Genomic DNA, 14637 nt, shown 5'->3' on the forward strand with positions numbered 1-14637 from the left:
GTGGACAAACCGACCGTTATACATTAGGAAGTATCGCATATGATAAAAATGGAAATATAACGAGTCTAGTTAGAAATGGTCATATCAATGGAGCGGCAACCTCTTTTGGAACGCTTAGTAACCCGATGGATAAATTGAGCTACACTTATCATGCAGGCGGGAACTTTTTAGTAAAGGTGAGTGATACAGGAAATAAGAACTATGGTTTTATAGATGGAAGCAATACCGATAATGACTACGGAAGGGATGTTAACGGAAATCTAATACGTGATAAGAACAAGGGAATTACAAACATTACCTACAATCATTTAAATTTACCGACCAAGGTAACGACAAGTGAGGGAAGTATTTCGTATTTTTACGATGCAACAGGTGTAAAATTAAAAAAGGTTGTGAGCAGCGGAGCTACAACAGACTATGCAGGGAATTACATTTATGAGAATGGGAACTTACAGTTTTTCAACCATGCAGAGGGCTATGTAGATGCCGAAGGTTCGGGATATAACTATGTCTATCAATACAAAGACCACTTAGGCAACGTTAGACTGTCCTACCAAGATGCGGATAATAATGGAAGTATCGCTACGAATGAAATTGTAGAAGAGAGTAATTATTACCCTTTTGGGTTACAGCACAGGGGATATGGACCAGATAAATCGTCTTTGGGGAATAGTGTAGCAAAGAAGTTTAAATACAATGGTGTTGAGTTAGAGGAAACTTTAGGTTTAAATATCTACGAAATGGATTTTAGACAGTACGACTCATCGCTAGGGAGATTTAATGCTATGGATATGTTTGCAATGTTAGCACCAAGTGTAACTCCTTATAGATTCGCTTTTAATAATCCTGTTTATTGGTCTGATCCCTCTGGCTTATATGAAATTGATAATGCTGGTAATATTGTCGTAAATAATGAAAATGGAAATGATGAAGTAGGGAAACTACTTGCATATTTACAGAGTAATAATGGAGCAAGTATAGATGATATTGCAAGTCAGATTGTTTCATCTGGTGAATTTGCCTATGACTTAGAAGGAGTAACAGTTGTTGGAAGTGTAAAAAACAGGGATAATTTATACCAAAAAGCAGCAAATGATTTAGGAGGACAATTAAACTCAGCGACAAGTAGAATATCAGCTTTTAATGGTAATATTGTTGTTTCATCACTAACAAATGCTAATCCTAAGTTTTCAAGAGGTATTGATTATGCGAGTGGAGCACTTACAGGGTTAGCAGGATTTAGTGATCCATCCAGGGTTGTAAGTATGGCTATGAATGCTCAAGTAAGGGGTAGTAACCTTTCAAATGGAGCAATTAATAATTTAGCAAGGACTAATCAATTAGCTAAAGGTACAAGGGCATTTGGTAGAGCTGCTCCAGCTGTCAGTGTAGGTTTTGCATTATATGATATTAGTAATGCATATGCATTGGATGGAAGTCAATTTGGTTATAATAGTACCATTACAACTTCAAGATCTGTTGGCAGTATTGCAGGTGGATGGGCAGGTGCTGAAGCTGGAGCTGCAGTAGGTGCATCTATCGGATTATGGTTCGGAGGAGTAGGCGCGGTTCCTGGATCTATTATTGGTGGGATTGTTGGAGGGGTTATAGGAAGTCATTATGGTGGACAAGCCGGTGAGATAGCAGGAGAGCAAATTGCTAATTAAATATGAAAAAGATAGTCTGGTTTTGGAATTTTGTCCATTATTCATTGTTTTTGTTTTTTAAATATTGTGGGGATATTATCACTTATCCATTATTTAAAATCTTTAATATTGGAAAGGTAAAGGATGGTTATTATAGAAAAGGGGTTTTCAATCCAAAAGAACAGGTCTCAAATGCTTTGAATAACCCAACATATGGTACGAGAATGATGTTTGCTGGTGCAGGGCTGAATATTTTGATGTTATTGTTACTTTTTGGCTTATTTAATCTCTTAAAGGTATTGAACATTCTGCCCAAGGATACCCCTATCAAAACAGCAATTATTATTACAATACTGATTGCCTTGATGTTTAATTACTTTTTGATATTTAAAGGGGATTCCTATTTGGATTATTTTAGGGAATTCAATGAAATGAAAAACAGGAAAAGAATCGCTAACTTTGCACTTAGCGCTATTATTTGCATGCTAATTTTATCTTTTTCTATTTATATGTTTTTGTTGACTTAATTTATAAGAATGTGACGTAATCTCAAGATTTATTGAGTGACTTATGCTCTAAAGCGAAGCAACATTTTTATTGAAAAAGTCCTTAAACTTCTTTGAAGTGAGCATCTTGTCAATCATCTTAAAGATAATGGTTCTATCACTAGTATCAAGTTCAGAAATCAAACGTAGCTGTTTCCGTGACTGTTTACCCTCAAAACTATCGTACATAAGTAGTAAGCGCATGTTGTTGCTTTTTTAATTCTGAAATAAATAATTTAGCAACTTCATTGGCGCCTTTTTCAGAAAGATGAGTATCGTCTTGTTTTCCATCTGGGTAATAAGGATGTTCTCCTGCTTGAAAATGCAAATGTAATTCGCTTGACTTTTCTGGTCCGTAACTTTCTTCTAATTGCTCGGTTAGGTATTGTAAATCGATAAACGTAATATTTTCCTCTTGCGTTACTAATCTTGCCTCTTGAGGGTAAGCTCCGTGCGTGTCGACTAACACGCCTTCTTCATTAAAATTACGTCTTACAATAGACGAAAATACAATCGGGATGGCTCCTTTTTCTCTACTTTCAGCAATGAACTTCTTTAAATTATAACGATATGCCGTATGCGGATTGGTGTAGCGCTTCGGGTCTTTCGACTTTTGGTCGTTGTGTCCAAATTGTATAAGTACATAATCGCCTGCTTTTAAGTTTTTATAAATAGAATCCCATCTACCTTCAGCAATAAAACTGCGTGTACTTCGTCCGTTTACAGCTTTGTTTATAATTGTTACGTTGTCATTAAAATATGCAGGAAGTACTTGCACCCAACCGTGTTCTGGGTTTTCTTCCGGATTTTTTTTATCCGCCATGGTAGAATCGCCAATCGAATAGATTGTAATTTCTTGCGCATTTGTATTCAGTAAAAAAGAAAAAAATGCAATGTATAAAAGTGTTTTCATCGGGTTGTGATTTTATTTTCTGAAGTTGACGAATTGGTTAATTGTGATACCAATTCGTGTATTCATTTTCTGCTGATAAAATAGTTGAAAGGGTGTATTTTTTAGCTTCATCTTCTGTTAGTTGATGCGACCAAGAAACTCTATTTTCAACAGAAGCACCACTGCCTTTAGATTTATATTCAGCATAAAAACTTGTAGTATGACTTTCTTTTTTTTTCCAATCGTGCCAACCTTCAGCAAGAATAAAATCGCCCATTGAGCAATTTAAAAACACTGTTTTTGCATGTATTCTCCATGGTCTTCCAAGGTAAACTTTAGTAGCGTTTTTAGTAGCGGTTAATTGACAGTTTAGAAACACAAATCCGTATGCAGTATTTTTATCGGTAGAAGCAGCGGTAATGTACGAATCGGCTTTAGTGTGTAACGTACAGTTTTCGAAAACAGCAGTTGCTTGTCCAAAAATATAGTCGGTTGTGCCTTCAATAAAACAATCTTTAAAATAATGTTTAAACCCTTCTCCAGATAGAAATAAAGTGTCTTGATTTCCAATAATATTGCAATCTTCTACTTTTACTCGGTTTGCATTAACAGTTAGAGCAATGGCCTGCCCAACTTCTCCAGCAGTGTTTTTGATGGTTAAATTTTTTAAAACACAGTCGTTTCCATCAATTTGGAGTGTAGGTGTATGAAAAGTACTATTTCGGCCGAGATTGATGCTGTCGAAATAATCGTTGTACTGAATAATGGTGTTTTCTTTGTTTTCGCCAATAATGGTTATTTGTGGATTCCATTGGTAAACAGTTATTTTTTCATGATAAATACCAGCTTTGACAAAAATGGTGATTCTATCGTACGGATACGATTTACAATTATCAATAGCTGCTTGAATAGAGGAGTAGTCTCCACTACCATCTTTGGCAACTACCATGTCGTAAGAATTATAAAAGCACAGCTCATTTTTAGTAAATGAGTGTGCTTTTAATTGAAAACATAAAAACGAAAACAGTAAAACGGTATAAACAGTTATGTTTTTTATTTGTGAATACGCGTTCATTTAGTTGATTTTCTTGTGTTATTTATCAAGTTCTAGAGCAGCTAGAATAAATGGTCCTGTTGCTTTTGGATCGTTGTCTTTTTTCTTTTCGTTTACGTAGTATTCATACGATCCGTCTCGGTAAGGATTACCACCCAATCCTGCTACTGCGCAAACTTGTGTAATAGTAATTTCTCCGTCTTCGGCTACTTTAATTAGTTGAGAAGTAAGTCCGTTAAATCCAGCATCAGCATTTTTTTGAAAGCTTTCTGGGATGTATCCTTTATTTACAGCTTTTGCTAGCGTATAAGTTAACATAGAAGAACCAGAAGCTTCAAGGTAATTTCCTTCTTTATCGCCCATATCGGTTACTTGATACCATAAACCAGAAGCATCTTGAAACTTAACAACAGCCGTTGCAAGTTCGTTTAAATAAGAGATTAGCACTTCTTTTTTAGGATGATTATCTGGATAATAATCCAACACATCTACAAGTGCCATGGCATACCAACCTAACGAACGCGACCAAAAGTTTGGCGATGTACCCGTTTTTTTGTCGGCCCATTCCATTTCTCTACTTTCGTCCCAACCGTGGTAAAGCAATCCTGTTTTTGGGTCTTTAGCATTTTTTTCAATTAATTCAAATTGCATAGCAATATCATCAAGTGCTTTTCCATCTTCGTAAGTCGAAGTGTATTCAGCATAAAAAGGAGCGCCCATGTATAAACCGTCTAACCACATTTGGTTTGGGTAACGTTTTTTGTGCCAAAATCCACCAGATTTTGTACGTGGTTGTCCTGTAAGTTGAAGGCGAAGCGTATCCATTGCTTTACGATATCTTTCGTCTTTAGTGCTGTCGTATAAATCGAATAAAATTTTACCAGCATTAATCATGTCGATATTATACTTTTCGAGCTCGTAGTTTATAATTGTTCCGCTACTGTCTATTAATTCGTCTGCATAAGCTTTTGTGTAGTTGTAATATTCTTTGTTACCAGTTTCTTTGTACAACTCCTCAAAAGCAAGTAAAACAAGTCCGTGCACATAATCCCATTTCGGTTTTTTTGCATGGTCTATTTGCCAAGCTTGTTCGTTTCTTTTCATGATCGAAAGAGCCATACGCTCTGACCATTTTTTGGTAGTATCTACTGCCAATGGAGTAGGGGTGTCGGTTACAGTATTTTCTTTCTTTTGTTCTTTACAACTTATTGCGCTCGTTAGAACAAGTGCAAAAGCAAAAGAACATAGCGATTTAAATATAATTTTCATGTTTGTGCTTTTATAATATTTTAGTTGATTTTATTGTAATTGATTGGTATTGCTAAGTGTGTTTAACTTTTCATCGAGGTAAGATATAAAATCTTCTTTATTGGTAATTCCATCTTTTTCTTTTTCCCAAGCACCCAAAAAGTAATATGTAATTCGGTTTGTAGTTGGTTTGAAAACCAAAAGATGATCGTGTTCTCCAGTTGTTTTCTGACTAACTTCTGCTGTTTTGTAGAAGATTGCCATCCCTAATTTATCTGGAACTAAAGTTTGTTCGCCATAAGTTGCGATATAAGCCCAAGTGTTGTCTTCGGTAGACTTTTCGATTAGTTCTATGTCTTTAAACTTTACAATTCCAGTTGCGATACCTTCGATAGCTTCGGAAGGTGTAATTTGATGTTTTGTATAGCGATGGTTTGGGGTGATTGTTAATGTAGACTGAAGGTCGATTTTATCACCTGCAGTTTTCCAACCTTTGTAATTTATAAATACTGATGAAGCGTTATCTGAATTTGAAACTTCTGCAGTAGTTTCTTCAACCGTTTCAAAATGCAATACTTTTCCGTCGACATATCTTCCGATGGAACCGATTCCCATAGACTTTCCAGCTTTCAGAATATCCATTCCCCAATCGCTCATTTCGTGATAAGAGTCAAAACCATCTTGTCCAACTTTTGGAAGAATGATATCGTGTGTTGTTTTTCCGAAGATATCAATAGCATTACGCCAATCGAGATACAAACGGTAACCTACTTTGTTGCTTTCCCATCCTGGGCCTTCGTAGCGAATAAACCAAGAGTGATCGGTATGTTCTTTAGGAACGGTAAGTTTTGTTACATTTTTGAAGGATGTACCTTCACTGTATTCTTTGTGGCCTCTTGGACCATCTACCCAATTTCCGCCTTGCGCAACAGAAATTTCGGCATAAGTTTTTTCTGAACTGTTTTTAACAACAGTAGTTTGGGGTGTTTGTGTTGCTGTTGAGGTTTCTTTTTTTTCTTCGTTTTTACATGAAAAACTAAGAGCCAAACAGCATAGCGGAATAATTAGTTTTTGTGTTTTCATAAGTATTGAGATTCGTGTTTTAGTAGTATGTAATGTGAACAATTAAAGGGTAAGTTATAAAAAGATGAACTTGATAACCCGAAAAGGCATCAAGTTCATCAGTGCTAACTACAACTTATGTTTGTCTATAATTTCGAGTTATGTTGAAACATTTATAACAGCTAATCATGAATGTTGACTTTAGAAATTATATAAAACATAATAGTGGATTAATTGTATGCAGGATTTTGAGGGAAATCTTTATTTTGATTTAAATCGATAGCTTCTTGAGGAATTGGTCTTAAAATTTTCAATTCTCCATTTGCTCCTGCAAAGTTACCTTGGTTGATTAAATAGTGGTACATTGAAGCTCTTTCTACCAATTTACCAGTACGTTTTAAATCGAACCAACGGTGGTATTCTCCTAATAATTCGCGTGCTCTTTCATCTAAAATATAATCAATGTCAAGCTCTGCTTGTGTAGCTGGTGTTGCATTTGCTCTTTCTCTTACAGCATTTAAACGTGCTAGAGCAGTAGCAGGACTCGATTGTAAATAAGCTTCAGCAGCAATTAAATACGTTTCAGCAAGTCTAGATAAAACAATGTCTCTTGTACTTGTTCTACCGTTATCAAAAGGTGCTTTTGGATCGTCAAACTTTTTAACAGGAATAGTTTCGTAATCGAAGTTTCTGTTTTTTGAAGGCACATACTCTCCATAAGCATGAATAGTTGCATCTGGATATTGAGTAGCATACGCAGTTAAATCGGCATCTGTACTAGCCCATTTTGGAGCGTAGTAGTGTGCAACTGTAAGACCACTTGTATCATCAACTTCAAAATAGTCGTAATATCTTTCGTAAACTGTTGTCATGAAAGTACCTTCCCAACGGTCATCACCTTCGTCAAATAAACTTACAGCAAAATCTGTAGGACAAAGTGTGTAAGAACGGTAAGGAGCATCTCCTGCAACTTCCGAACCTCCTAGGTATGAACTGAAGAAATAGTTTTGTTTGTGTCCAAGTTCTGTTGGGTCTGTACTGTTTGAAGCTTCACTAAATTGAACAGAAAAGATAGTTTCTGCATTCATTTCATTTCCTGGTGTCCAAAGTTCGTTGAAAGGAATTGATAATGACTGTCCGCTAATAGCATCATCTGCATACGAAGCTGCTTTTGAGAAATCATCAGAAGCAGCAAAACTTTCGTAAGCTCTTGTTAAGTGTACTTTTGCAAGTAAATGTTGTACCGCTCTTTTATTAACTCTACCTGTGTAAGAGCTACCATCAACTAAACTTAAAGATTGCTCTAACTCATCAATAATAAAGCTGTATACTTCTTCTGCTGAATTTCTGTCAAAAGTTAAAATTGGACTATCGATATAATCTGTAACCAATCCAACTCCACCATAAGTTTGAACAAGTAAAAAGTAAGCATTTGCTCTCAAGTACTTTACTTCTCCAATTCGTTTATTTAAATCTGAAAATTGTTCTGTGATATCGCTGTAAAACAATGCCATATTTGCTGTTTGAATAGCTTGATAACACGTAGTGTACAATTGCCCAACTCCTGTTGAAGATGGAGTTAATTGTGTATACTGACTAAGTCCTGGTGGTTCTTGGTCACGACCTTCAGCATATAAATCGGTTCCTGCAGCAAATAACCACGGATCGTCTCCGTAGATTTCTTTAAGCTGTGCATAATTTGCATTTACAAGTGTTTCAAAACCTTCTGCAGTATTGTAAAAAGTCTCTGCAGTAACGTTTGATAGGTTGTCTTCTTCTAAATAATCATCACAAGAAACGAGCGTGATGCTTAGAATAGCTAAACTGTATATGATGTTTTTCATTTTCATTTGATTCTGTTTAAGAGATTGAAAAGCTTCGTGCAACGGGCAATATTTGTGTAAACCTATTGCACGAGCTTATTTGATGGTTGGTTAAAATTTTAAGTTTATTCCTAATTGATACGTAATATTACTAACGCGTCCTACTCCTAAACTGGCACCAGCCCACTCAGGATCGTATCCATCATAATCGGTAAATACAAATGGGTTTAAAACATTTGCATAAATTCTAAACTGTTTGATGTTTAGTTTTTCTATTAAACTTTCATTAAAAGTATATCCTAACGAGATGTTTTTCACTTTTACAAACGATGCATCTTTGTAGTATCCTACACCATCATTTCTCCAAAATGTACCCATATTACGTGGTTGTGGATAATTGTTTGATGCTTGTGCAGGAACTCCAGCTTGGTTTTCTGGTACATACCAGTCGATATCTAACTTTTGACGACCTCTGTCTCGAGTATCTGTAAAGTTAGCGTGGAACGGACTGTAAACATAAACTCCTTGGTTTGTAATAAGCGATGCAGATAAATCGATGTTTCCAACTGTTAACTTCGTGAATAAACTTCCAGACCAGTCTGGGTTTGGAGTTCCTAAAATTATACGGTCGTCTTCTGGTGTAATAACACCATCGTTATTGATGTCTCTAACTTTTGCTTGTCCTTCAGATTGGTTGTAAGAAGCTGCTTCTGTAGCCTCATTAGCTTGCCAAATTCCGTCAAAATCGTAGTTGTAAATAGCGTCGATATCTTCACCGATAAACCATCCGTTACCAACGTCATCAACTTCATCTTGTCCGTAAAGCTCTTCGATAGAGTTGTTGTTTTTAGTGAACGTAAGGGTAGTAGACCAAGTTACTTTTTGGTTGTCGATAATTCTACCTGTTAAACTCGCCTCAACCCCAGCATTCTTTACAGATGCTACGTTGGCGTTGATTGAAGACCATCCAGATTCGATTGGTAATTTTTGCTCTAAAATTAAATCATCTGATAATCTGTCGTAAATATCAACACTACCAAAAAGTCTGTTGCTAAAAAACCCGAAGTCAATACCAAAGTTCATCTCACGTGTTTTCTCCCATCCTAAAGCTTTGTTAGCTAAAGAGCTTGGCAACCAACCGTTGGCAGTAGTTCCGTTAAAATCGTAATATACTTGGTTGTCTAATCCGTTTTGTGTAGCGTAAGGAGATACGTTGTTGTTACCAGTGTAACCGTAACTAGCTCTAAGTTTTAAGTTAGAAACAGTATTTGAGTTTTTCAAGAAAGACTCTTCACTAATTCTCCATCCAATTGCTGCTGAAGGGAAAGAATCCCATTGTTTAGATTCCGCAAGTAATGAAGAACCATCCCATCTGTTAGAAACAGTTAATAAGTATTTGTCTTTATATGCATAGTTTAAACGTAAAGCAAAAGAGCTCAAGGTTTGTTTTGCATAGTTTGTTCCTAAGTTAAAAGTACCTTGCTCTCCAGAACCAATGTTGTAGAACCCAGTGTCGAAAGGCATGTTTCTAGAACTTTGGAAAGAAGATTCGGTTTTACTGTAATATAAACTTTGTAATGCTAAGAAGTTAAAAGCATGTACATCGTTAAACGTATGGTCTATGTTAAATTGGTTATCCCAAGTACCGTTAAAAGTTTCTACTTTTTCCATTGCTGCTGAAGGAAGGTCGTTGTTGTTAACCCCAGTATTTGTCATGGCTCCCCAAGCTTGTCCTCTTCTAGAATTTGTAAATCCTGCAGAATAAGTGGTTTTAAATGATAACCAATCTAAAATATTGTATTGGAAGTACACATTTCCAACTCCTGTCCATCTTCTTGTTTCGTCAGATGTATTCTGAATTTCAAGTAGTGGGTTGTAAGTACTTGTTTTGTCAATTACAAAGTTTCCGTCAGCATCTGTTAATTTTCCAGGAAGCGGAAAAAGCTCATCGCTATCTAGTGCATAAGGATCTAAAAACGGATTCAAACGAAAAGCCTCTTGCATTGCCAAGTCACTACCGTCTTGTTGTTCTGTTAACGAAATAGTTACGTTAGCTCCAATAGCAAATTTTGAATTGATTTTTTTATCGATACCAGATTTGAAACTGTATTTTTTTAATTCTTCATTCGGAATGTTTCCTGTTTCTTTTTGAGCACCTATACCTAAGTTGTACCCCATACCGTCATCAGTTCTACCTGAAACGTTTACATAGTTGTTTTGCTGAATACCAGTTTGCAAAACAGCATCGTACCAATCGAAAGTTTCATTGTTTAATGCTCTTCTTTCAAGCTCAGAGTTACGAGTACCAATAACAGCAGCATAAAGAGTTTCTGGAGTTACATATCCGTCTGGACCGTTACTTGCAGTAGCAAGGTAAGCCGACTGATGGTAATACCACCATTTTTCTCCGCTCATCATTTTAGGTAAGCGAGCTACATCTTTTATCCCCATATAACTATCTAAAGAAACTGTAAATTCTGCAGGAGCATTTGCACCACTTTTAGTAGTTACAATTACAACCCCGTTAGAACCTCTAGAACCGTAAATAGCAGTCGAAGAAGCATCTTTTAAAATATCCATACGTTGGATATCTTGCGGATTTAAGAAATCGATATTGTCTGTAGGAACCCCATCAACAACAAAAAGAGGGTTGGTGTTTTCACCTAAAGAGTTCTTACCTCTAATGGTAATGTTAAACCCATCTCCGATACGTCCTGTAGAAGGCGAAATTTGCACCCCAGGAACATTACCTTGTAACGACTCTAAAGGGTTGTTCATACTTCTTTCGGTAAGCGACTCAGAGTCTAAACTTCCTACGGCACCAGTTAAATCAGATTTTTTTTGCGTTCCATATCCAATTACCACAACTTCCTCCAACGATTGCGTATCGGGTTGTAAAGTAATATTCATGGTTGTAGATCCGTTCAATGCGTATTCTTGAGTTTTAAACCCAATATACGTAATTACTAATGTTGCATCTGTAGAAGCTACATTAATAGAAAAGTTCCCATCAAAGTCGGTTGTAGTACCATTTGATGTTCCTTTTTCAATAACATTAACTCCAGGGAGTGGCGTATTGGTTTCTGCCTCAATAATTGTCCCTGTAATGGTTGCATTTTGTTGTCCATAACTCACTAGAGAGAAACAGCAAATAAGAATTACTGTTAGTAAGTAATGACTTTTTGTTTTAAACAGTGGATTGGTTTTCATGATGATTGTTAGATTGTTTTCTTAATACAGTTAGTTTATTAAACATTAAATTTTAGTTAATTGTAATCGATTGCACGAATCTAAGTAATAAGTATTAAAAAACAAATTTTTAGTATAAAAAAATATCAAAATGATAATTTAAACCTACTAAATTTAACAGAATAACATCAATTTTTGTAATTTTTAGGTTGCAATATGCTATTTTTTAGTATTTTGCATTTTATTCTGTTGTCAGAATTATCAAAAACTATTTCAATTGTAATCGATAACATTAAAAATAGTTTATCATAAGATTTTTTACTTTTGTAGAATCTTTTCAACAGCCAAGAAAAATTTAATGAGCGAGAAAACAACAATTTACGATATCGCAAAGGCGTTAAACGTTACTGCAGCTACGGTATCGAGAGCTTTAAATAACAACCCGAAAATAAGTGCAGCAACACGAAAGCTCGTTATGGAAACAGCTGCAAAAATGAATTACAAGCAAAATAAATTAGCTTTAGCATTAAAAAGTGGGAAAAGTAACAACGTTGGAGTTATTGTTCCTTATATCGATAGAAATTTCTTCTCTGCAATTATTCGAGGGATAGAAGAGGAGTTGTACCCATTGGGGTATCACGTAATAATTTGCCAAACACATGAAGAAGAAAGTGCTGAAGTTGACAATATTAATGCACTTTTAAATGCTCAGGTTGACGGAATTTTAATGTCGGTTTCTAAATTAACGACCCAAACTTCGCATTTTGAACATGTTTTAAACAAAGATGTTCCTTTGGTGTTTTTTGATAGAAAGAAAGATGTAAAAGGTGTTAGCACCGTAACTATCGACGATTATCAAGCGGGGTACAATGCTACAAAACATTTAATTGAGCAGGGTTGTTCTAAAATTGCGCATTTGTCTGGAGATTGGGCATTAGAGATTTATCAAAACAGGTATAAAGGCTACAAACAAGCATTGCTAGATCATGGTTTGGAGTTTAATGAAGATTATGTAATTAAGACCAAAAGTGATATTAAAGCCGGACACAAATCGGTTGAAACTTTATTGGCTTTGGATACACCACCAGACGCAATATTTTCTTCGAGTGATTATGTAGCGTTGGGAGTAATTCAGGAATTAAAAAAACGAGGAATCCGAATTCCAGAAGACTTTTGTGTAATTGGTTTCAGTAACGAACCGTTTACAAAATTTATGGAATTATCAATGAGTACTGTAGACCAATTACCGGTAGAAATGGGTAAAATGTCGGCAAAGGTATTTTTAGAGCAGGTAAAAGAATCGAGTGTTAAAATAGAGAAGAAAGTAGTGTTGGCGCCTAGCTTAAAAATTAGAGCGACTTCAACTAAAAAATAATATTCCAATAAGCTACAATAAATTGTAAGACTTATTGGAATATTGTATCTAAATTTTATTAAAGTGAAACTCCACGTTTCCACGGAATAAAATCGTTTTGATTTAATTCCATCGCTTTTGTTTTCTTACCGTTGGCAATATCAATAATATATTCAAGTAATACGGTAGCCATTTCTTCAATTGATTTTTCCCCACGAATAATAGCGCCTGTATCGATATCGATAATATCGGGCATTTTTAAGGCTAATTCTGAATTGGAAGCCACTTTTACCACTGGAGTTACAGGGTTTCCTGTAGGAGTTCCTAAACCAGTTGTAAATAAAATAATGTTGGCACCAGCTCCAGCCATTGCTGTAGTACTTTCTACATCGTTTCCTGGAGTACATAAAAGATTCAGCCCAGGTTTGGTAACATATTCGCCGTAATCGAGCACTTCGATAATAGGAGAAGAGCCTCCTTTTTTTGCTGCTCCAGCCGATTTCATTGCATCAGTAATAAGTCCGTCTTTAATATTCCCCGGTGAAGGATTCATATCAAAACCAGAGCCTGCATCTACTACCGATTTTTCAAAGTCTTTCATCAATTGTAAAAAGCGTGTACTTTGTTTTTCATCTACACAGCGGTTTACAAGTTCTTGTTCAACACCACATAATTCAGGGAATTCCGATAGGATAGCAGTACCGTTTAAGGCCGCAATAATGTCGGAAACATGACCAAGGGTTGGATTTGCAGAAATTCCAGAAAAACCGTCGGAACCACCACATTCGAGTCCGATTTTAAGTTTTGAAAGTGGGGCAGGTTGTCTTGTAATTTGATTTGCCTTTTTAATTTCAGCAAAAGAATCTTCGATAATAGTATTCAGCATTTCCTCAACAGTTCCCATTTTTTGCTGTTCGTAAATTATAATGGGTTTTTCTGTATTTGGAGCTACTTTATCCAATGCATCTTTAAAAATTTGAATCTGAAGGTTTTGACATCCAAGACTCAAAACAGTTGCACCAGCAACATTGGGGTTGTTAACATAACCTGCTAGAAGGCGTGCCAAACTTTCGGAATCTTGACGAATACCGCCACAACCTCCTTGATGTGTAATAAATTTCACATCGATATTATCAAAAACAGGAACTGTGTCTTGAGTTACATCTTGTTGTTGCGTGTTTTCATTTTGATTGATAAGAGAGCGAAGTAACAATCTGTGTTTATTTACATCTTGATTGAGTAACTCTTTTTCAAACACTTCTTTTAAAACTTCAATATTTCTGTTTTCACAAAAAACCAGAGGAAAGAACAACCAAACATTACGAGTTCCAACTTGACCATCGGCTCTGTGATATCCGTTAAAAGTACGGTCTTTCCATTTCGAAATATCGGGAGCTGTCCACTTAACTTCTTCAGTCTTTCCTGTAACTTTCTCGGTATTATGCGTAACGTTTTCAGTAGTAATTACGGCACCTTTTTCTATTTTTTTGCTAGCACTTCCAACCAAAACCCCATACATATATATCTTGTCGGAAACCTCTAAGGTTTCTAAAGCAATTTTATGTTTCGCCTTTACGTCGGTTCGTAGGGTGATGTTTGCTCCTTCAAATGCGACAACACTATTGGCTGTTAAGTTTTTTAAAGCTACAGCAACATTGTCATCTGGATGTACTTTTATCAATTCTTTTTCCATAGTCAATCAATTTAACTCGTTATGTGGTTTTGAGTTTTGGCTATAATTTTAACCATTTACATTTTATGTTTTTAATATAGTAATCTCAGTTTGATATAAATTCAATTTTAATACACTTGTAACCTTTTTAA

General features: G+C 35.7%; 10 protein-coding genes. 3 read left to right on the plus strand and 7 right to left on the minus strand.

The window, feature by feature from the left end:
• Together JMA43_RS12225 and JMA43_RS12230 are read left to right on the plus strand one after the other, a co-directional pair.
• Positions 1 to 1667, plus strand: a 1667-nt coding sequence (locus JMA43_RS12225; protein WP_342156920.1) for an RHS repeat domain-containing protein, incomplete at its 5' end; no start/stop codon positions are given.
• A 2-nt stretch (positions 1668 to 1669) separates the two neighbouring features.
• A complete protein-coding gene (locus JMA43_RS12230; RefSeq protein ID WP_342156921.1) occupies positions 1670 to 2173 on the plus strand; it encodes a hypothetical protein in 504 nt (167 codons plus the stop codon).
• A gap of 196 nt (positions 2174 to 2369) precedes the next feature.
• Here the strand turns inward: JMA43_RS12230 and JMA43_RS12235 are convergent, their stop codons facing one another.
• From JMA43_RS12235 to JMA43_RS12260, 6 genes are all read right to left on the minus strand, one after another.
• Complete coding sequence (locus JMA43_RS12235; protein ID WP_342156922.1) at positions 2370 to 3104, minus strand: rhamnogalacturonan acetylesterase; 735 nt, start codon at positions 3102 to 3104, stop codon at positions 2370 to 2372.
• A 37-nt stretch (positions 3105 to 3141) separates the two neighbouring features.
• Positions 3142 to 4158, minus strand: a complete 1017-nt coding sequence (locus JMA43_RS12240; RefSeq protein ID WP_342156923.1) for a pectinesterase family protein — start codon at positions 4156 to 4158, stop codon at positions 3142 to 3144.
• 18 nt (positions 4159 to 4176) lie between these two features.
• Entirely contained in the window at positions 4177 to 5406 is a 1230-nt protein-coding gene (locus tag JMA43_RS12245; protein WP_342156924.1) for a glycoside hydrolase family 88/105 protein, read from the minus strand.
• Between the two features lie 30 nt (positions 5407 to 5436).
• Positions 5437 to 6468 carry a DUF4861 family protein gene (locus JMA43_RS12250; protein ID WP_342156925.1) on the minus strand — a complete coding sequence of 344 codons (1032 nt, stop codon included), beginning with the start codon at positions 6466 to 6468 and terminating at the stop codon, positions 5437 to 5439.
• A 209-nt stretch (positions 6469 to 6677) separates the two neighbouring features.
• Positions 6678 to 8291, minus strand: coding sequence for a RagB/SusD family nutrient uptake outer membrane protein (locus JMA43_RS12255; protein ID WP_342156926.1), 1614 nt, complete (start codon positions 8289 to 8291; stop codon positions 6678 to 6680).
• Positions 8292 to 8381: 90 nt separating this feature from the next.
• Positions 8382 to 11480 carry a SusC/RagA family TonB-linked outer membrane protein gene (locus tag JMA43_RS12260; protein ID WP_342156927.1) on the minus strand — a complete coding sequence of 1033 codons (3099 nt, stop codon included), beginning with the start codon at positions 11478 to 11480 and terminating at the stop codon, positions 8382 to 8384.
• A gap of 337 nt (positions 11481 to 11817) precedes the next feature.
• Here JMA43_RS12260 and JMA43_RS12265 point away from each other — a divergent pair, with 337 nt between their 5' ends.
• Positions 11818 to 12834, plus strand: a complete 1017-nt coding sequence (locus JMA43_RS12265) for a LacI family DNA-binding transcriptional regulator (protein ID WP_342156928.1) — start codon at positions 11818 to 11820, stop codon at positions 12832 to 12834.
• Between the two features lie 58 nt (positions 12835 to 12892).
• Here the strand turns inward: JMA43_RS12265 and JMA43_RS12270 are convergent, their stop codons facing one another.
• Positions 12893 to 14506, minus strand: coding sequence for a UxaA family hydrolase (locus JMA43_RS12270; RefSeq protein WP_342156929.1), 1614 nt, complete (start codon positions 14504 to 14506; stop codon positions 12893 to 12895).
• Positions 14507 to 14637 lie beyond the last annotated feature (131 nt).

Origin of the sequence: Joostella sp. CR20 (assembly GCF_038433465.1) — a bacterium.
Classification (GTDB): Bacteria; Bacteroidota; Bacteroidia; order Flavobacteriales; family Flavobacteriaceae; genus Galbibacter.

What these genes read in the sequence shown, in the direction of transcription:
- JMA43_RS12245 (WP_342156924.1), bottom strand. Translation starts at nt 5,406, where the DNA reads ATGAAAATTATATTTAAATCGCTATGTTCTTTTGCTTTTGCACTTGTT.
- JMA43_RS12250 (WP_342156925.1), bottom strand. Translation starts at nt 6,468, where the DNA reads ATGAAAACACAAAAACTAATTATTCCGCTATGCTGTTTGGCTCTTAGT.
- JMA43_RS12255 (WP_342156926.1), bottom strand. Translation starts at nt 8,291, where the DNA reads ATGAAAAACATCATATACAGTTTAGCTATTCTAAGCATCACGCTCGTT.
- JMA43_RS12265 (WP_342156928.1), top strand. Translation starts at nt 11,818, where the DNA reads ATGAGCGAGAAAACAACAATTTACGATATCGCAAAGGCGTTAAACGTT.
- JMA43_RS12235 (WP_342156922.1), bottom strand. Translation starts at nt 3,104, where the DNA reads ATGAAAACACTTTTATACATTGCATTTTTTTCTTTTTTACTGAATACA.
- JMA43_RS12270 (WP_342156929.1), bottom strand. Translation starts at nt 14,506, where the DNA reads ATGGAAAAAGAATTGATAAAAGTACATCCAGATGACAATGTTGCTGTA.
- JMA43_RS12230 (WP_342156921.1), top strand. Translation starts at nt 1,670, where the DNA reads ATGAAAAAGATAGTCTGGTTTTGGAATTTTGTCCATTATTCATTGTTT.
- JMA43_RS12240 (WP_342156923.1), bottom strand. Translation starts at nt 4,158, where the DNA reads ATGAACGCGTATTCACAAATAAAAAACATAACTGTTTATACCGTTTTA.
- JMA43_RS12260 (WP_342156927.1), bottom strand. Translation starts at nt 11,480, where the DNA reads ATGAAAACCAATCCACTGTTTAAAACAAAAAGTCATTACTTACTAACA.